The 15,946-nt window shown below is 66.4% G+C and carries 22 protein-coding genes; 10 read left to right on the top strand and 12 right to left on the bottom strand.

What is annotated here, in order from left to right:
- The first annotated feature begins 3 nt into the window (after nucleotides 1-3).
- From HYZ11_10040 to dnaQ, 5 genes are read left to right on the top strand one after another with little or no spacing between them, the layout of a single operon-like run.
- Nucleotides 4-987 (top strand): ABC transporter substrate-binding protein, encoded by a 984-nt coding sequence (locus tag HYZ11_10040; protein ID MBI3127933.1) that lies wholly within the window; start codon nucleotides 4-6, stop codon nucleotides 985-987.
- On the top strand, nucleotides 984-2,777 hold the full coding sequence (locus tag HYZ11_10035) for a HAMP domain-containing protein (protein MBI3127932.1): 1,794 nt from the start codon (nucleotides 984-986) through the stop codon (nucleotides 2,775-2,777). The genes HYZ11_10040 and HYZ11_10035 overlap by 4 nt, the downstream gene beginning before the upstream one ends.
- 44 nt (nucleotides 2,778-2,821) lie before the next feature.
- Nucleotides 2,822-3,064: a carboxymuconolactone decarboxylase family protein gene (locus tag HYZ11_10030; GenBank protein MBI3127931.1), complete on the top strand. Its 243-nt coding sequence runs from the start codon at nucleotides 2,822-2,824 to the stop codon at nucleotides 3,062-3,064.
- The gene (locus tag HYZ11_10025; GenBank protein MBI3127930.1) at nucleotides 3,065-3,376 is read left to right on the top strand and encodes a hypothetical protein; all 312 of its coding nucleotides are present in this window, start codon (nucleotides 3,065-3,067) and stop codon (nucleotides 3,374-3,376) included.
- Between the two features lie 31 nt (nucleotides 3,377-3,407).
- Nucleotides 3,408-4,271, top strand: coding sequence for a DNA polymerase III subunit epsilon (gene dnaQ / locus HYZ11_10020; GenBank protein ID MBI3127929.1), 864 nt, complete (start codon nucleotides 3,408-3,410; stop codon nucleotides 4,269-4,271).
- Between the two features lie 137 nt (nucleotides 4,272-4,408).
- Here the strand turns inward: dnaQ and HYZ11_10015 are convergent, their stop codons facing one another.
- The 7 genes from HYZ11_10015 to HYZ11_09985 all read right to left on the bottom strand — a co-directional run bounded on the left by HYZ11_10015 (nucleotide 4,409) and on the right by HYZ11_09985 (nucleotide 7,531).
- A complete protein-coding gene (locus HYZ11_10015; GenBank protein ID MBI3127928.1) occupies nucleotides 4,409-4,870 on the bottom strand; it encodes a type II toxin-antitoxin system Phd/YefM family antitoxin in 462 nt (153 codons plus the stop codon).
- Between the two features lie 54 nt (nucleotides 4,871-4,924).
- Complete coding sequence (locus HYZ11_10010) at nucleotides 4,925-5,188, bottom strand: type II toxin-antitoxin system RelE/ParE family toxin (protein MBI3127927.1); 264 nt, start codon at nucleotides 5,186-5,188, stop codon at nucleotides 4,925-4,927.
- Nucleotides 5,189-5,327: 139 nt separating this feature from the next.
- The gene (locus tag HYZ11_10005) at nucleotides 5,328-5,696 is read right to left on the bottom strand and encodes a hypothetical protein (GenBank protein MBI3127926.1); all 369 of its coding nucleotides are present in this window, start codon (nucleotides 5,694-5,696) and stop codon (nucleotides 5,328-5,330) included.
- 130 nt (nucleotides 5,697-5,826) lie between these two features.
- A complete protein-coding gene (locus tag HYZ11_10000) occupies nucleotides 5,827-6,147 on the bottom strand; it encodes a hypothetical protein (GenBank protein ID MBI3127925.1) in 321 nt (106 codons plus the stop codon).
- 198 nt (nucleotides 6,148-6,345) lie between these two features.
- The gene (locus HYZ11_09995; GenBank protein MBI3127924.1) at nucleotides 6,346-6,651 is read right to left on the bottom strand and encodes a hypothetical protein; all 306 of its coding nucleotides are present in this window, start codon (nucleotides 6,649-6,651) and stop codon (nucleotides 6,346-6,348) included.
- Between the two features lie 36 nt (nucleotides 6,652-6,687).
- The gene (locus HYZ11_09990) at nucleotides 6,688-6,963 is read right to left on the bottom strand and encodes a hypothetical protein (protein ID MBI3127923.1); all 276 of its coding nucleotides are present in this window, start codon (nucleotides 6,961-6,963) and stop codon (nucleotides 6,688-6,690) included.
- Nucleotides 6,964-7,138: 175 nt separating this feature from the next.
- Complete coding sequence (locus tag HYZ11_09985) at nucleotides 7,139-7,531, bottom strand: hypothetical protein (GenBank protein MBI3127922.1); 393 nt, start codon at nucleotides 7,529-7,531, stop codon at nucleotides 7,139-7,141.
- A gap of 116 nt (nucleotides 7,532-7,647) precedes the next feature.
- Here HYZ11_09985 and HYZ11_09980 point away from each other — a divergent pair, with 116 nt between their 5' ends.
- The gene (locus HYZ11_09980; protein MBI3127921.1) at nucleotides 7,648-8,091 is read left to right on the top strand and encodes a hypothetical protein; all 444 of its coding nucleotides are present in this window, start codon (nucleotides 7,648-7,650) and stop codon (nucleotides 8,089-8,091) included.
- Between the two features lie 264 nt (nucleotides 8,092-8,355).
- Here the strand turns inward: HYZ11_09980 and HYZ11_09975 are convergent, their stop codons facing one another.
- Complete coding sequence (locus tag HYZ11_09975; protein ID MBI3127920.1) at nucleotides 8,356-8,811, bottom strand: pyridoxamine 5'-phosphate oxidase family protein; 456 nt, start codon at nucleotides 8,809-8,811, stop codon at nucleotides 8,356-8,358.
- 77 nt (nucleotides 8,812-8,888) lie between these two features.
- A complete protein-coding gene (locus HYZ11_09970) occupies nucleotides 8,889-9,761 on the bottom strand; it encodes a DMT family transporter (GenBank protein MBI3127919.1) in 873 nt (290 codons plus the stop codon).
- Between the two features lie 201 nt (nucleotides 9,762-9,962).
- On the opposite strand from HYZ11_09970, the gene HYZ11_09965 reads away from it, so the two are divergent.
- The 3 genes from HYZ11_09965 to HYZ11_09955 all read left to right on the top strand — a co-directional run bounded on the left by HYZ11_09965 (nucleotide 9,963) and on the right by HYZ11_09955 (nucleotide 11,846).
- Entirely contained in the window at nucleotides 9,963-10,793 is an 831-nt protein-coding gene (locus tag HYZ11_09965; GenBank protein ID MBI3127918.1) for a maleylpyruvate isomerase family mycothiol-dependent enzyme, read from the top strand.
- A gap of 162 nt (nucleotides 10,794-10,955) precedes the next feature.
- Complete coding sequence (locus HYZ11_09960; protein ID MBI3127917.1) at nucleotides 10,956-11,459, top strand: hypothetical protein; 504 nt, start codon at nucleotides 10,956-10,958, stop codon at nucleotides 11,457-11,459.
- Nucleotides 11,460-11,468: 9 nt separating this feature from the next.
- Nucleotides 11,469-11,846 (top strand): hypothetical protein, encoded by a 378-nt coding sequence (locus HYZ11_09955; GenBank protein ID MBI3127916.1) that lies wholly within the window; start codon nucleotides 11,469-11,471, stop codon nucleotides 11,844-11,846.
- 125 nt (nucleotides 11,847-11,971) lie between these two features.
- On the opposite strand, the gene HYZ11_09950 is transcribed toward HYZ11_09955, so the two are convergent.
- Both HYZ11_09950 and HYZ11_09945 read right to left on the bottom strand, forming a co-directional pair.
- Nucleotides 11,972-12,361, bottom strand: a complete 390-nt coding sequence (locus HYZ11_09950; GenBank protein MBI3127915.1) for a C_GCAxxG_C_C family protein — start codon at nucleotides 12,359-12,361, stop codon at nucleotides 11,972-11,974.
- 251 nt (nucleotides 12,362-12,612) lie between these two features.
- Nucleotides 12,613-12,939, bottom strand: coding sequence for a tRNA-binding protein (locus HYZ11_09945; protein ID MBI3127914.1), 327 nt, complete (start codon nucleotides 12,937-12,939; stop codon nucleotides 12,613-12,615).
- A gap of 227 nt (nucleotides 12,940-13,166) precedes the next feature.
- Between HYZ11_09945 and HYZ11_09940 the strand changes: the two genes are divergently transcribed.
- Nucleotides 13,167-15,680 (top strand): AAA family ATPase, encoded by a 2,514-nt coding sequence (locus HYZ11_09940; GenBank protein ID MBI3127913.1) that lies wholly within the window; start codon nucleotides 13,167-13,169, stop codon nucleotides 15,678-15,680.
- 2 nt (nucleotides 15,681-15,682) lie between these two features.
- Here HYZ11_09940 and HYZ11_09935 read toward each other — a convergent pair.
- Nucleotides 15,683-15,946 (bottom strand): glycosyl transferase (locus HYZ11_09935; GenBank protein MBI3127912.1); only part of this gene is annotated, 264 nt, incomplete at its 5' end.

Raw genomic sequence — 15,946 nt, 5'->3', positions numbered from 1 at the left:
TCCATGAGCAGGAAAATCGCCATCTTCGCGATGGCTCTCGCCCTCCTGGCCTCGGCTTGGCCAGCCGAAGCCCAGCGGCTGGAGGAGCCTCGTCGGATCGGATTCCTGTCCACCGGTTCCCCCGGCCCCTCTTCTTCCGCCATCAAGGCGTTCCTCGAAGGGCTGCGGGGGCACGGCTGGGCCGAAGGGCGGAATATCGCCATCGAGTACCGCTGGGCGGGAGAGAGCCGCAAGTCTCTCCAGGACCTCGCGGCTGAGGTGGCCCGCCTGCCGGTGGATGTGATTTTCGTGCGGACCACCCCCGCAGCGCTGGCCCTCAAGAAGACGGGGACGAAGATCCCCGTCGTCTTTGTGGCCGTGAGCGAGCCGATCGGGACCGGCTTGGTGGCCAGCCTGGCGCGTCCGGGGGGCAACTTCACGGGCATCACCTCGATCAACCGTGACTTGATGCCCAAGAGGCTGGAGCTGCTCAAGGAGGTTCTCCCGGGGCTCGCGCGGGTGGGTCATATCGCGAATCCCGGCTATGCAATCCACCAGGTTCAGGTGAAGGAAATGCGGGAGGCGGCCCGGGCACTCGAGATGGAGCTTCTCGTTTTCGAGGCGCGCACCATCCCCGAAGCGGAGCGCGCCTTCGCCGGCATGGCCGAGGCTCGCGTGGGCGCTTTCATCATGCAGCAGGGGCCGCCGTTCCTCTACCTCCGGCGGGAGATCCTCGGCCTGGCCGCCCGCAGCGGCCTGGCTGGAATGTATCCGGCCAGCTTTTGGACGCACGATGGCGGTCTCATCTCCTATGGAGCCAATTCCGATGATTATCATCGGCGTTCGGCGGCCTTCGTGGACAAGATCCTCAAGGGTGCCAAGCCAGGGGATCTCCCCGTCGAGCGGCCGACCAAGTTGGAGCTGGTGATCAACCTCAAGACGGCCAAGGCGCTGGGCATCACGATACCGCCCGAGGTCCTCCAGCGGGCGGACCGGGTGATCCGGTGACGGAAGGCGGAGGTCGGCGCAGGCGGCTCGTCCGCGACTATTACCTCATTTCGGTCCTCCTGATCGGCGGCGGGCTGATCACGAGCGGCTTGGTGGAGCTCTTCTTCCGCTACTTCGAGAACCGGGATCAAATCGCCCTCTTTCAGCGGGAGGTTGCGTCCGGGGCCGCATTCAAGATCGAGCAGTTCGTCCACGAGATCGAGCGGACGATGAAGGGCATCACCAAGAGCCGGGAGATCGTCACCAAGGGGATATCCCCCGAGTTCCAGTTCGAGCTTCGGAAGCTCCTCCTGATCTCCCCCCCCGTCACGGATGCCCTGGCGCTGGACGAGTCGGGGTTCGGGCGGGTGGAGGTTTCGCGCCTGCGGACCGTGCCCCCCGGCCAGCGGCGCGACCTGTCCGCTTCCCCCGCCTTCCGCCAGGCGAAGCAGGGGAAGTCCTATTTCGGCCCCGTCTACTTCGTTCGGGGCTCCGAGCCCTACATGACCATCGCGATGCCCATCGAGCGCTTCGCGGGGGAGGTTATCGGCGTCCTCCAGGCCGAGGTGAACCTCAAGTACATCTGGGACGTGATCTCCGGCGTCCGGCTCGGGAAGGCGGGCTACGCCTACGCCGTCACCCGCTCGGGGGACCTCGTCGCCCACCCGGACATCAGCCTGGTCCTTCAGCGGAGGAGCCTGGCCGGGATTCCGCAGGCGCGCGAGGCGTTCGCCGAAGGCGGGCCGGGCGGGGCGGGGCCGCGGGGCGCGAAAGGCGTGAACCTCCAAGGCGCCTCGGTCTTCAGCTCCTCCGCGCGTATTCCCGGGCTGGACTGGGCCGTCATCGTCGAGCAGCCGGTGGAGGAGGCCTACGAGAGGCTCTACGCCTCCCTTCTCAGGACCTCCGGCCTCCTCCTCTTGGGGCTCGGGACGGCGCTCCTGGCGAGCGTTTTTGTGGCGCGGCGGGTGGTGCGCCCCCTCGGGCGGCTGCGCGAGGGCGTGGAGAAGATCGGGGCGGGGGACTTCGGCTACCGGATCGAGCTCAAGACCGGCGACGAAATCGAGGCCTTGGCGGAGGAGTTCAACAAGATGGGGGCCGCCCTCCAGGAGGCTCTCTCGGACAAGGTTCGCCGCGAGGTGGAGGAGGCGGAGCGGGTGAACCGGATGAAGCGCTACCTCTCTCCGCAGATCGCCGAGGCGGTCCTCAAGAGCGGGGGCGAAGACCCCTTCCGGGTCCGGCGGCGTGAGGTGACGGTTATCTTCCTGGACCTGCGCGGTTTCACGAACTTCTCGGACAGCACCGAGCCCGAGGAGGTCTTCGAGTTTTTGCGGGGCTACCACGGCGAGATGGGCCGGCTCATCTTCAAATACGAGGGAACGACCGAGCGCTTTGCGGGGGACGGGATCATGGTCTTCTTCAACGATCCCATCCCGCAGGAGGACCACACCGACCGGGCGGTCCAGATGGCCCTGGAGATGCAGGCCCGCGTCCGGGAGCTCCGCCCGGGGTGGCTGCGGCGGGGGTACGACCTCGACCTGGGCGTGGGCTTGGCGGCCGGCTACGCGACCCTGGGGACCGTCGGGTTCGAGGGGAGGATGGACTACGCCGCCATCGGCAACGTGACGAACCTCGCCGCCCGCCTCTCCTCGGAGGCCAAGGGCGGCCAGATCCTCACCAACCAGCGAACGCTCGGCAGGGTGGAGGACCGGGCCGAGGCCGAGCCGGTCGGCGAGCTGCAGCTCAAGGGCCTAACGCGCCCCGTGCCCACCTTCAACATCGTGCGGTGGAAGGCGGCGCAGAAAGTGGTATGACGTAACCGCGGACCGAAGTTCCCCACCGGCAGGAGGAGGCATCCATGCCCCGCATCCCCGAAGTCCCTCTCCCCGCGAAGGACCCGCTGGCGCGGGAGCTCTTCGAGGCGCAGGAGAGGGAGCACGGCTTCGTCTTCAACACCTCGCGCGTCTACGGCCGCCGGCCCACCATCATGCGCGGCATCAACCAGCTCCAGGAGGGCATCAACACCTCGGGGCTGCTCGAGCCTGGGCTCAAGGCGATGGTCTGCGTGCGGGTGGCCCAGATCAACGGCTGCCCCTTCTGAGTGGACATCAACTCGTCCCGTGGGATGAGCAGCGGCATCGACTGGGAGAAGCTGGAGGCGCTGGAGGCCCACGCCTCCGACCCGCGCTTCAGCCCCCGCGAGCGCGCGGCGCTCGAGTTCGCCGAGCGCATGACCCGCACCGACCTGGACCTCGACGACGCGTGTTTCGCCCGGGCCCGGGCGGAGTTCGCCGACGACGAGCTGGTGGAGCTCGCCGGCGTCGCGGCGATGGAAAACTTCCGCTCCAAGTTCAACAACGCCTTCCGCATCGAGGCTCAGGGGTTCTGCGCGGTGAAGAAGGGGAAGAGGTGAGGGGAAATAGAATTATTGAGGTGCAAGAGCCGTGCGTGAGGTCGTGCTCGATACAGAAACGACGGGTCTTGGCGCTAAGAGCGGCCATCGCATTGTCGAAATAGGTTGTATCGAATTAATCGACCGCGCCCCTAGCGGTAGGATTTTTCATTCTTATTTGAATCCTGAGCGAGATGTTCCAGATGGTGCGCGTCAGGTGCATGGACTGACACGAAAATTTCTTTCGAAGCATCCGTTCTTTTCGGGGGTCGCAAACAAATTGCTGACATTTCTCGGCGATGCTGCTTTGATCATGCACAATGCCAGATTTGATTTGAACTTTTTGAATGCCGAGTTTTCGCGGGCGGGGTATCCACCTTTGCCGCAAGATCGAGCCATTGACACCATGTTGTTATTTCGGTGCAAGTACCCTGGGCATCCTTCTTCTTTGGATGCAGTATGTGAGCGGTATAATGTGGACGTCACGGATCGTGTGACACATGGCGCATTGCGTGATGCGAAATTGCTGGTGAAAGTCTATTTGAAGTTGCTTGCCGATCCGACAGCGCCACCAAGTCCAGGGCCGGGCGATCCGCAGTATTTCTTCATCAAAATGGCAGAGATTAGATTGCTCAAACGAGAGGGCAAGTTTGAAGAGGCAGAAGCTCTTCTAAATCAACTTCTGGGGGTCGCAGAAGCAGAAAGCAAGAAAAATCGGTTCGGTGTTTTTCCGTTCCCATATGAGCAACTCGCCATCATCTTTCGAAAGAAGAAGGATTACGAAAGGGAAATAGCGATTCTTCGTAGATACGAGCAACAGGCCCATATTGATGGGCCATATTCGCAGATGCTTACAAAAAGGCTCAGACGATCGATAGAACTCCTTGCGAGACTGCAAGAGAAGGATCGCTGTTAGTGGCCGCACAAGCAGATTCCTCGCTTCGCTCGGAATGACATCCCGAAACGTACTGCGGATTGTGCTCAGGGGTTCTGCGCGGTGAAGGGGAGGAAGTAGGAGGGGGATACGGAAGAGGGCGCTGAACCGACTCTGTTTTATTTTCCTTGTTTCCGGCGGAGGTCGGCATACACCCTATCGAGGAACCTGCGATAGTCCGGCTTGCCGCTAGGGGGATCGGGGATTTTCCATACGATCCCCTTCATGCCGCCTCCGCGGACGTACGCGAGACAACCCGCCTGTTCCTCAAGGCCGTTTTCGCGCGCCTCCTCCAGGAACTCTTCATGGGTCATTTTCGCCCGCAACTCCTTTTTGGCCTTTTTCCAGGGGATGGTTTCGTCCTCTCCACGCTCCAGCTCCGAGAGCGCCGCCGCGGCGTCCTCGGCGTCTAGGCGGTCCTCCAGGGCCTCAAGGAGCCTCATGTCCTCCGGGCCAATGAGATATCCCGCCACTTTCTCCCGGCGACGGATCTCGACCCGGTCGCCCGAATAGGTCGCCGTGTTCAGCAACTCGGAGAAATTTTTCCTGGCCTCATCGGCGGTGACGATTCTTGTCTTCATAATTTTCCCTTTTCCCTCCGCGCCTCCCTGCACTGCTCGCGCAGGATCAGATGATTATTTGTAGATGTCTCCTCTCGGTCCAACTTTCAGGACCAGCACTATCAATTCAGACCGGCGCACCTCATATATCAGCCGATAGCTTTCCGCGAAACGAACTCGCCATGTGTTTGCCCGTCCTCGGAGCTTCCTCGCACCGGCGGGAGTCGGCTCTTCCTCGAGAGAATCGATGATGGTTTCCGCCTGCTGACGAATGCGAGTGGGCAACCTCCTCATTTGCTTCAGCGCCTGTCGCTTGATGCGTACCGTATAGGTCGCCACGTCCTTAATATTACTAAAATTACGATTCGATGTAAAGTATAGATTCGTGATGTTGGAAAGTGGCCGCAAAAAACGGGCGGCGCGGGGAAACCCGCGCCGCCCGGTCTTGCGTTCTTCCCGGGCTCGCTCGATCTCCTATTTAGTAGCCGGGGGCCCGACCCGGATTCAGGGGCGCGGGAACCGCCGGCTGCTCGAAGGTGCTCCCCGGCCGCCCGCCGAACGGGACCTCCGCGGCATTCCGGTCGATCTGGTTCAGGGCCAGCTGGGCCAGGTTGACGCAGGCGTCATAGTCGCGCTGCCTGAGCTCGAGCCTCGCCTGATCGAGCGTGTCCATGATCTGCCCGCGCGCGTGCTCGTCCGGCACGCGGTTCAACTGGGCCAGCGCGTCCAGGATCATCGGCTGGCAGGAGGTCTGACTGGGGCCGGAGCCGGTCGACTGGGCGACCGCCGCGGCCGGCGAAAAGGCCAAGGCGGCGAGAGAGAACGTAAGGAACGTCTTCTTCAGCATTGAGGATTTCCTCCATTCTTATTGCTTCATTTTGGCGGCGTTTTTCTCCCGGCCCGGGCCGGAGGCGCTCCGGAACGGCCCTGGAGAGCCGGTTCCGGCCGCGCCGTCCGGCCTGAGCCGGTCCTGCGGGCTACCGGCGGCGGTCCTTGAGGATGTCGGGGATCAGCGGGTTGTCGTTCCGCTTGTCCCGCCTGCCCTCGTTCCGGTCGATCTGGTTGAGGGCCACTTCGGCCAGGTTCGCGCAGGACCTGTAGTCGCGCGCTCTCCGTTCCCGCTCCGCGCGGCTGATGGTGTCCTGAATCTGGTCGCGGGCGTCGTCGTTTTCCACGCGGCCCACCCGCGCCCGTGCCTCGCGGAGCAGCGGCACGCAATCGCTCTCGTAGGCGCCACGGCGGTCAAGGTCGCGGCGCTCGTAGTAGTCCTGCGCCCCGGCGAGCGTCGCCGGCGACACAACGGCGGCTATCGCCAAGCCTGCCAATGTCGTCTTCATCATGGGGCAGGTCCTCCATGTTTTCGGACATGCATTTTAGGTGTCCTTGGAGGCGGCATCTTGTGGAGGCGGCATGGCGGCGATTCGGGCAAGACCTCTCCCCGGGGTCCGCCGCCTGCCGGGCGGACCCCCACTTTCATCGAATTGTCCCGGTTGAAATTATGGAATACGCGCCTGAGGCTCGCCTCTCTCGGACCGATCGATCTGCATGAGGGCCACCTCCGCGAAGCCGTGGCACGCGATGAAGTCGCCCGCCCTCTCTTCGCGCACGGCGCGGGAGATGAGCTCGGCCACATTGTCCCGCATGGGATAACCCACGGCCGTGGAGCGGTTCCTGGCCTGATTGATCTTCGTCCGGCATCCCGCCACCACCGGATCGCCGCCCCAGAAGGGCTCCACCGCGCCCGCGGCGGCCGGCGAAAGTATCAGGGCCATGAGAGAAATGGCGGTCAAGGGCTTGCGCATCGAATCATCTCCTCGAAAGAAGAAAAAAGGCCGCTTCTACCCGGACCGCATTTTGTCCAGCGCGAAGTTTGCGAGCTGAATGCACGTCCGGTAGTTGTGCTCGCTCCGGGCGACCTCCGCCCGCGTGATGGCGTCCGTCGCCACCTGCCTATCGAAAGCGTCCGCGAAGGCCGTGCTGTTGAGGCCCACCTTGGCTTCCCGAACCCGCTCCCAGCACTGGGTCCGGTCGGGGTTTGCTGAGGCGCCGTTTGCGCCCAGGATGAGGGAGAAGACAAGCGCCGCTAGCGCAATGCCGAACAGTGTCTTTCGCATGGGGATTCCCCTTTCTTTGCATTCATCGTGTTTTTAGTTTGGATTCAGGCGGATTGCTGAAATCAGAAGGCGGCGTCCAAGGCCCCGCGCTGCTATAGGACCAAGCTAGGAGCCGGAAGGGAACATTTCAACCGGATCCGCAAAAAAAATATGAGTGATTACGAACGCCGGATTGTCAGCTTTGTTTTCGCCCCGTCCACCATCCCGCGGCGAAAATCGCGCCAATGCTCCCCAGGTAGCCGCCCCATGTCCACCAGGCCCCAAAGTAGTCCCGGGCGGACAGTCCCGAGACCGGCTGCAGGTACGCGAGGTCCACCCCCAGGCGCAGGGCGGTGAGCGCTCCTGCGAGGACGCCCGCCTCGGCGAGGCGGCTGCCCTTCCGGTCGAACGTGTAGAACCAGCCCGCGATGAAGGCGGCGGCGAGGGAGGGGAGGAAGAGGATCTTCCCCGGCCGGAGGACGCAGAGGACGTGGGTGAGGATGGACCCCATCAGTCCGGTGAGCATCATGTAGAATGCGGCGCAGAAGAGAAGGCGCGCCCATTTGCGCGGGTCGGCCCCCGGCTCCATGCGGGTCTCCTCGGCGGATGGCGCCTGCGCCGCCAGTATGCGCACCTCCGGCCCCGGCGCCACGGGCGGGGGCCGGTCACGGGAACAGGACCGCCCCAAGGGAGAGGAGCTCCGGCATGCCCCCGGTCATCCGCCTGTACGTGAAAACGAGCCTCGCCTTCTTCATCCTCACCTTCTCGACGGGCTCCGCCTTCATGCTGATGAACGCGCTCTACCGCACCCCCATGCCGCGCGACCTTGCCCTCCTCCACGCCCACATGGGCCTCGTGGGCTGGCTGGGCCTCATGGTGATGGGGGTGGCGTGGTGGATGTTCCCGCTGATGAAGGACCAGCACCGGGAGACGCGGGGCCGCTACCACCTGCCGACGGCCTACGCGGTCTATTACCTGACCGTGGGGGGCCTCCTGCTCCGGCTGGCGGGCGAGCCCTGGTTCTGGCGGACGGGCCATCCGTTCCCGCGCTTCCTGCTCATCGTCTCGGCCGCCGCCCAGCTCGCGGGGGTGCTGGGCTTCACCGCGGGGATATGGGGGCGGGTGCGGCCCATCGGGGAAAGCCTGTAGGGCGGGGATTTGACTTGGCTGTTCGTCGGCCCCCGACCCTCCCGTCCGCATCACCCCTCTCTCTCTTCGGGTCCCCGAACCGGCAAGCCGGTTCGGGAGGAGGGAGAGGGGAAGGGGGTGAGGGAAAGCCGATGAGCGACCGCAGTCCTCCCTCACCCTGGCCCTCTCCCGAAGGGAGAGGGAGGAACGGCCCCATTGCTCAACGGAACCAATCGTCGGTTCCGTTTGCCTGCTCATACATCTCTATCTCGGTCTATTTTTTCTCTACGCGTAGACGCCCGCCCGCGCGCCGAACGGAGGGTTCGCGCCCTGGTTCCAGATGGTCCAGCGCCTGGGGTGGACGATGAAGCGCACCCGGTCCACCTGGGCCACCGGCCCCGCCATGAACTTCTCGGCCATCTCGGGGGGCAGATAGCGCCGGGCGCAGCGGCCGATGAGCTCGTGGTCCTTCCCCACGCCCTCCACCAGCTCCACCTCGCCCTCGCACACCACGGCGGCGTAGGGGCGGGTGTCCTTGTCCACGCAGACGGAGATCTTGGGGTTGCGGCGCACGATGCGGGTATGGACGCCGCTCGTCTTGGTGCTGATGAGGAACTTGCCGTTCTCCCAGATGTACCAGATGGGGCGGATGAGCTGGCCGCCGTCCTTGCGGGTGACGGAGAAGCGGCACATCCGAACTTCCTCGGTCAGGAACCGGTCGATGAAGGCCTTGTCGCTCATGGCATGTCTCCGTGGAAATAGGGTGAGCCGTCCGCGCGGTCGGTATCACCGGAATCTACCCCTCCGGCCCCGCGCGATCAACGCCCCAGCGCGATGGCCGCCATCCCCCCGGCCGTGACCAGCACCCCCGCCGCCGTCGCCGGGCGGATGCGGTCCGTGTCCCGCAGCAGGAGCGCCGTGAAGAGCAGCGAGAAGACGGGGCTCGCGGAGATGATGGGCCCCACCACGCTCACCTCGCCGTGGAGCACCGCCAGGTTGTAGAGGATCTGGTTGAAGGAATTGAGGAAGCCCACGCCCAGCATGGCCCAGAAGGCCCAGCCCATCTTCCAGTGGAAGAGCACGGGGGGCATGAGGGGCCGCACGGCCAGGAGCACGGGGAAGCTCACCAGGTTGGACCACGCCACGGTGAGCCCCACGTTCGGCATGGCGGCGAGGCCCTTCTTGCGGAGGAAGACGCTCACGCCGAGCGAGAGGGCGCTCGCGAAGCCCCAGAATATCCCCTTCTGCACCCACCGCCCCTCCGAGGGCTCGTAGCTCACCATGATGATCCCGGCGATGACGAGCAGGGTTCCCCCCAGCACCGGGAGCCCCGGCCGCTCCCCCAGGAAGAGGACCGCCAGGCTCAGGCTCAGCAGGGGGGCCGTTGTCGAGATCGTCATCAGGCGCGGGGGCCCGATGATGTCGAGCGCCTTATAGAAGACCACCCGCCCGTAGCTGTAGGCCGTCACTCCCATGAGCGCGAACCAGAGCATCCCCTCGGTGCTGTACTGGCCCGGCTCGTAGATCCACCAGCCCCAGGCGCCCAGCACGAGCATGTTCATGAAATTCGTTAAGAGGGTGGCGGCCATGAAGCCCATCTGCCGCAGGGGCCGGTAGGCGAGCACCGCCGTGAAGGCGGCCATGATGGCCGCGCCGAGCGCCCAGAGGATGCCGGCGGTGTTGTCGATCATTCACGCTCCCGGGTGGAGATGCCGGACGCACCTTCCCACCCGTCCGCGGGGTTGTCCAGGCGGGGGGTCGATCCGCCTGCCCGGACCCCTGGACACGCCCCCGGGCCGCCGTATACTTCCTCCGTTCCCGCACCCCCCAGGCCGCCGGGCGCAGCGCGGCCGAGATCCTTGCGGCACCACCGCACCGGAAGGAGCTGCCTCGTGACGCCCAAAGAATATCTCTCCCGCGTGCCCCTCGTCCGGTCCGAAACCGAACGCCTCGCCGCGTACTGGCGGGGTTTTAGCGAGAAGGACTGGACCACCCCCACCTTCTGCCCCGGCTGGGCCGCGCAGGACGCCGTCGCCCACATCACCACCGGTGCCGATTTCTACGCCAACTCCGTCCGGCGCGCCGTCGAGGGCCTCCCGCCCGAGCCCCCCTACGGGGGCGACGCCAAGGAGTTCTACGCCATCCGCAAGGAGAGGGGCGACGCCCTCATGGCCGGCCCGCGGGCCGCCATGGTGGACGCCTTCGAGTCGTCGGGCCGGCTCGTCGTCGAGGCCCTGGAGATGGCCGGGGAGGGCGACCTCGCCAAGCTCGGCTGGCACCCCCGCGGCCTCACCCCCGTGGACGCCTGGATCGGCCTGCGCCTCGTCGAGCTCGTCGTCCACGACTGGGATATCCGCCTCGGCCAGGACAAGAGCGCCCGCCCCACCGCCCCCGGCGTGGAGGGCATGCTCACCTTCCTGCCCGCCACCCAGTGCCGCCACTTCAACGTGCGCGAGAAGCCGGGCTTCCACGGCCGCTACCTCTTCTGCACGACGCGCCCCGACCGCGGCTGGAGCATGGCCGTCGAGGGCGAGCGGGCCTCCTTCCGGCCGGATGCCATGGGCCCCCACGACGCCACCGTCACCGCCGACGCCGAGGCGCTGCTTTTCTTGAACTACGGCCGTCTCGCCCGCGAGGACGCCGAGCGGGGGGGCAGGCTCCGTGTCGATGGGAACCGGGAGCTGGCGGACAAGCTCCTGGGGGTGTTGTTCGCGAAGTATTAGGAGCGCCATCGGGAGAGGTACGGGAATAAAATCGAGCGGAAAGGGTTGTCATTCCGAGCGCAGCGAGGAATCTACGCGAGTGGCCGCTGACGAAGATTCTTCGCTTCGCTCAGAATGACATCCTACAGGCAAACGGACGTTTCATTTCTTCCAGGAGCCCTCATGCCCATCACGAAAGTGGACAGCTATGCGTTCTATCCCGGCGCCCGGGACCGCCTCGATCAGATGCGCCCGGCCGACCCCTCGAAGACCCCCTGGACGCCCCTCGGCAAGCCGCTCTCCGAGTGCCGCGTCACCCTCGTCTCGACGGCGGGGATCTACCTGAAGGGGGACGTTTCCTTCGACTACGAGCGCGAGTGGCGCGAGCCCCAGTGGGGGGACCCGACCCACCGGGAGATCCCCCGCACGGCGGGCCAGGACGACTGCGAGTACACCCACCTCCACATCAACACGGAGTACCTGAAGGCCGACCGCAACGTGGCCTTCCCGGTGGACATCTTCCTGGACTACGAGCGCGAGGGGAAGATCGGCCGCCTCGCCGACACCCTCTACTCCATCATGGGCTACATCCCGAACTTCAACCCCCTCATCAAGCAGACCGCCCCCCGGATGGCGGCCCGGATGAAGGCCGAGGGGGTGGACGCGGCGTTTCTCTTCCCCGTCTGACCCCTCTGCATGCGGTCCGTGGGACTGCTGCAGCGCGAGCTTGAGAAAGCCGGGGTCGCCACCGTCTCCATCAGCAACCAGCCGGACGTGACGGAGAAGGTCTGCGTGCCGCGCGCGGCCTTCATCCAGTACCCCTTCGCGCGCATCCTGGGCATGGTCGGGGACCGCGCGGGCCAACGCCAGATTTGCGACGACATGTGTGAGCTGCTCGGGGAGGCCGCGGGGCCGAACGCCTACGTCCACCTGCCCTACGAGTGGCCCGAGCCTCCGGACCAGACGCAGTGGCATCCCCTCACCCCCGCTCCCATGCACGTCCACCGGGCGAAGGGCACGGCGCCCAAGGGCTTCGCCCACTACCGCGACGAGGAGCGGCCGGACCTGGTGTAGGAGGGGACTAGAACAGCCGCCCGCCCACGGCGGCTCCCTTCGGATCGGGGGCGATTAGAACGACCGGCCCTCCGCGTCCGGGACGCCCAGCGTGAGCACCTCCGAGAGGAACGGGCCCGGCTCCGCTAGGCCTCCCCCTCGCGCAGGGCGAGGATCACGTCCGCCGCGATCTTGGCGGCCTCGTAGCACACGCTCGGGCATCCAGCCGCGCTGTGCCCGCCCGCCTCCAGGAAGGCCTTGCGCTGCTCGGGGTCGGCGAGCAGGAAGCCCCGCCCGTAGAGCTTCTCGTGGATCTCCAGGCATTGGGACGAGCCTTCCGCCGCCTCGAAGCGCCGGTACACCTCCTGGGCGGGGGCCATCGCCCTCGCGTACTGCTCCGTGTCCTCCAGCCGTGCCCTTCCCACCTCCAGGCCGACCGCCATGACGGCGCCGGTCAGGGCGCCGCAGGTGGCTCCCATCCGGGCCACCCCGCCCGCGAGCGCGCTGCCCGCCCGGAAGGCGCCTTCATCTTCCATACCCAGCTTTTCTTGCAGAGCTGCAAGAACGGACTGCGTTCAGCCGGCGAACTTCATGTCGTACGCGCGGGCGAGCTCACCGATCTCCTCGGCGAGCCGGCTCCTCTCGGCGGCGTTCATGGCGGCGTCCATGGCGTCCTCCTTCATGGGCAGGGGAAATGAAACGGCCTTCTGCCAGTATGGTTTCCCTGGAGGAGAAGGGCAAGGGAGAAGGCGGCTTCCGCCCGGGTCCGGTTTGAGGAGGGGTGGGCTCAGAACAGCCGCCCGCCCACGACCGCGCCCTTTGGGTCCGGGGCGGCGAGGACGACGCGGCCCTCCGCGTCCGGGACGCCCAGCGTGAGCACCTCCGAGAGGAAGGGCCCGATCCTCCGGGGCGGGAAGTTCACCACCCCCAGCACGAGGCGCCCGCGCAACTCCTCCTTGGTGTAGAGCGCCGTGATCTGGGCGGCGCTCCGCTTCAGGCCCACCTCGGGGCCGAAGTCGATGGTGAGCTTGTAGGCGGGCTTGCGGGCCTCCGGGAAGTCCTCCGCCTCGATGACCCGCCCCATCCGGATGTCCAGCTTCTCGAAGTCCTCCATCGTCGCCACGGGGTCGTCCTCCTCGCTTAGGTCCGGCGTGCGCCCGGGAGGCATCATCCAATTTCGCGCCCCGCGGAACGCCTTCGCGCCGCCTTCGCCCGGGTCAGGGGAAACGTCCCGAAAGTTGAGGGTTCGGCGCGGTCGCCAGGGCCGGAAAAGCTGTTAAGATGAAACTCCCTCCCCCTCCCGGGGGCGCTCTCTTTTTCCCGCAGGAAACGGAGGGTCCGATGGCCGAACTGCCCCAGCCTCTTCCGCCCGAAGCCTTGCGGTGGCGCTGCGATCTGGGCGAGCCGCTCCCGGCGGACGGGAGCCCGCCCGCGAACGAGAAGTTCATCGGGCAGCAGCGCGCCCAGCGCGCCCTCGCCTTCGGCCTCGAGGTCCGCTCGCCCGAGTTCAACATCTTCCTCTCCGGGCCCCCGGGCACGGGGCGCTACACTATGTGCCGCTCCATCTGCGAGCGGATCGCCGCCGAGCGCGCCATCCCCAGCTCCCTCGCCTTCGTCCACGACTTCGACGACCCGGAGCGGCCGCTCTGGCTGAAGTTCCCGCCGGGCCTGGGGCGCTCGTTCCGCGACGACGTGGACTCCCTCGTGGTCGAGCTGCGCGACGCCATCCCCAAGGCCTTCGAGGACGAGGCCCACGAGGCCGAGCGCAAGCAGATCATCGAGTCCATTCAGGCGCGCCAGCAGGAGCTGCTGAGCCAGCTCGAGGAGAAGGCGAAGGAGGCCGGCTTCGCCGTCCGCCCCGGCCAGGGCGGCTTCGCCCTCATCCCGCTCATCAACGGGGAGCCCGCCACCGAGGAGACCTTCGAGAAGCTCGCGCCCGAGGAGCGGGAGCGCATCGCGCAGTCGCGCAACGCCTTCAACGAGCACGTGGGGGAGTTCGTCAAGCAGACGCGGGCCCTGGAGAAGGAGCTTCGCGGGCGCATCCGCAACCTCGAGAAGGACATCGCCCTGACCGCCGTCCGGGGGCCCATCGACGACCTGCGCGAGAAATACCGCGACTTCCAGAAGGTCCGCGAGTTCCTGGACAAGGTGCAGGAGCACATCCTGGGCAACCTCCAGCACTTCCGCCCCGAGGAGGAGAACCAGCCCCAGATGCCCTTCCTGGCCATGCGCCGCGGCCAGGAGGAGGACCCCTTCAAGATCTACACCGTCAACCTGGCCGTGGACACGAGCGACATGGACGGCGCCCCCGTCGTCTTCGAGTCCAACCCCAACTTCAGCAACCTCTTCGGCCGGGTCGAGCGCCGGGCGGTATTCGGCGCCTACACCACCGACTTCACCATGATCCGGGCCGGCTCCATGATCCGGGCGAACGGGGGTTTCCTCCTCCTCAACGCCCTCGACGCGCTCATCAACCCAGGCGTCTGGCCCGCCCTCAAGCGCGCCATCCGCACCCGCTGCGTGCGCATCGAGGACCTGGGGGAAACCTACGGCTGGACGCAGGGGGGCATCAAGCCCGACCCGGTGCCCGTGGACGTCAAGGTCATCCTCATGGGGAGCCCGACGCTCTACTACCTCCTCCTCCACCACGACGAGGACTTCCAGAAGCTCTTCAAGGTGAAGGCCGACTTCAGCTCGGCCATCGACCGCACGCCGGAGAGCCTGCGGGACTACCGCGAGTTCATCGAGTTCCACCGCAACAAGTCCGACCTCATGCCGTTCCGGGACGACGCCGTCGCCGCCCTCCTCGAGGAGAGCGCCCGGGCCGTCGCCCACCAGCGCAAGCTCTCCGCCCGCTTCGGCGAGGTGCACGAAACCATCATCGAGGCGGACCACTGGGCCCGGGAGGAGGGGGTCTCCGAGGTCGGGCGGGAGCAGATCCTGCGGGCCGTCCGGGAGAAGCGCCGCCGCTCCGACCTCATCGACGAGCGCCTCCGCGAGCTCATCCTCGAGGGCACTCTCTTCATCGACGTCCAGGGCGCGGTCGTCGGGCAGGTGAACGGCCTCGCGGTGATGGACCTGGGGGACTACGTGTTCGGCAAGCCCTCCCGCATCACCGCCCAGACCTTCATCGGCGAGCGCGGGGTGGTGAACGTCGAGCGCGAGAGCAAGCTCTCCGGCAGCATCCACGACAAGGGCATGCTCATCCTCCAGGGCTACCTGGGCGGCCTCTACGCCCGGCGGCGCCCCCTCGCGCTCTCGGCCAGCATCACCTTCGAGCAGAACTACAGCGGCGTGGACGGAGACAGCGCCTCCTCCACCGAGCTCTACGCCATCCTGAGCAGCCTCTCGGGGCTTCCCGTCAAGCAGGGGCTCGCGGTGACGGGCTCCATCAACCAGCGCGGCGAGATCCAGCCCATCGGCGGGGTGAACGAGAAGATCGAGGGCTTCTTCGAGATCTGCAAGGAGAAGGGCGGGCTCACCGGGGACCAGGGCGTCCTCATCCCCGAGCCCAACGTCAAGAACCTCATGCTGCGCGACGAGGTGATCGAGGCGGTGCGCGCGGGGAAGTTCCGCATCTACCCCGTCCGGGACGCCGACCAGGGCATCTCCCTCCTCACCGGGGTCCCCGCCGGGGAGCGCGACCCCGGGACGGGCGACTTCCCGCCCGAGAGCGTCCACGGCCGCGCCGAGGCCCGCCTCCGCCAAATGTACGACGACATCAGCCGCTTCCGCCGGGGCGACGGGAAGGACAAGAAGGACGAGGACGAGGAGGCCGGGAAAAAAGACGAGCCCGGCGGCCAGCCCCCCTCGCCCCCGCCGCCCCCCGGCCCCCCGCCGAGGAGGGGGGGATAGCCCTACCTCACATCCTCATAAAACCTCGCCAGCCTCTCCGCCGGGACGCCCAGGGCGTAGAGGAGGCTGAGCCCCCACCAGAGCTTGAAGCACTTCCACTTGCCCCAGGCCTCGATGCGCCGGGCGCTCGTCAGGACGGGGGCGGGGATGATCGCGAGCCTTCCCTCGCGCTTCAGGCGGGTGCAGAGGTCCCAGTCCTCGAAGAGGGGCAGGCCGGCGTAGCCCCCGATGCGCTCGAAGGCGCCCCGCCGCGCGAAGATGGCCTG

This window comes from Candidatus Tectomicrobia bacterium (assembly GCA_016192135.1).
In the GTDB taxonomy this organism is placed as follows: Bacteria; UBA8248; UBA8248; order UBA8248; family UBA8248; genus 2-12-FULL-69-37.
Note: the sequence above shows the minus strand (reverse complement) of the source record. Positions and strands in the feature narration are given on the sequence as shown.

Excerpts from the sequence above, each read along its gene's own strand:
- HYZ11_09945 (MBI3127914.1), bottom strand. The coding sequence starts at position 12,939 with ATGGAGGACTTCGAGAAGCTGGACATCCGGATGGGGCGGGTCATCGAG.
- HYZ11_09955 (MBI3127916.1), top strand. The coding sequence starts at position 11,469 with ATGCGGTCCGTGGGACTGCTGCAGCGCGAGCTTGAGAAAGCCGGGGTC.
- HYZ11_09995 (MBI3127924.1), bottom strand. The coding sequence starts at position 6,651 with ATGCGCAAGCCCTTGACCGCCATTTCTCTCATGGCCCTGATACTTTCG.
- HYZ11_09985 (MBI3127922.1), bottom strand. The coding sequence starts at position 7,531 with ATGGAGCCGGGGGCCGACCCGCGCAAATGGGCGCGCCTTCTCTTCTGC.
- HYZ11_09960 (MBI3127917.1), top strand. The coding sequence starts at position 10,956 with ATGCCCATCACGAAAGTGGACAGCTATGCGTTCTATCCCGGCGCCCGG.
- HYZ11_09950 (MBI3127915.1), bottom strand. The coding sequence starts at position 12,361 with ATGGAAGATGAAGGCGCCTTCCGGGCGGGCAGCGCGCTCGCGGGCGGG.
- HYZ11_09975 (MBI3127920.1), bottom strand. The coding sequence starts at position 8,811 with ATGAGCGACAAGGCCTTCATCGACCGGTTCCTGACCGAGGAAGTTCGG.
- HYZ11_10005 (MBI3127926.1), bottom strand. The coding sequence starts at position 5,696 with ATGCTGAAGAAGACGTTCCTTACGTTCTCTCTCGCCGCCTTGGCCTTT.
- HYZ11_10030 (MBI3127931.1), top strand. The coding sequence starts at position 2,822 with ATGCCCCGCATCCCCGAAGTCCCTCTCCCCGCGAAGGACCCGCTGGCG.
- HYZ11_09970 (MBI3127919.1), bottom strand. The coding sequence starts at position 9,761 with ATGATCGACAACACCGCCGGCATCCTCTGGGCGCTCGGCGCGGCCATC.
- HYZ11_10015 (MBI3127928.1), bottom strand. The coding sequence starts at position 4,870 with ATGAAGACAAGAATCGTCACCGCCGATGAGGCCAGGAAAAATTTCTCC.
- HYZ11_09980 (MBI3127921.1), top strand. The coding sequence starts at position 7,648 with ATGCCCCCGGTCATCCGCCTGTACGTGAAAACGAGCCTCGCCTTCTTC.
- HYZ11_10040 (MBI3127933.1), top strand. The coding sequence starts at position 4 with ATGAGCAGGAAAATCGCCATCTTCGCGATGGCTCTCGCCCTCCTGGCC.
- HYZ11_09940 (MBI3127913.1), top strand. The coding sequence starts at position 13,167 with ATGGCCGAACTGCCCCAGCCTCTTCCGCCCGAAGCCTTGCGGTGGCGC.
- HYZ11_09990 (MBI3127923.1), bottom strand. The coding sequence starts at position 6,963 with ATGCGAAAGACACTGTTCGGCATTGCGCTAGCGGCGCTTGTCTTCTCC.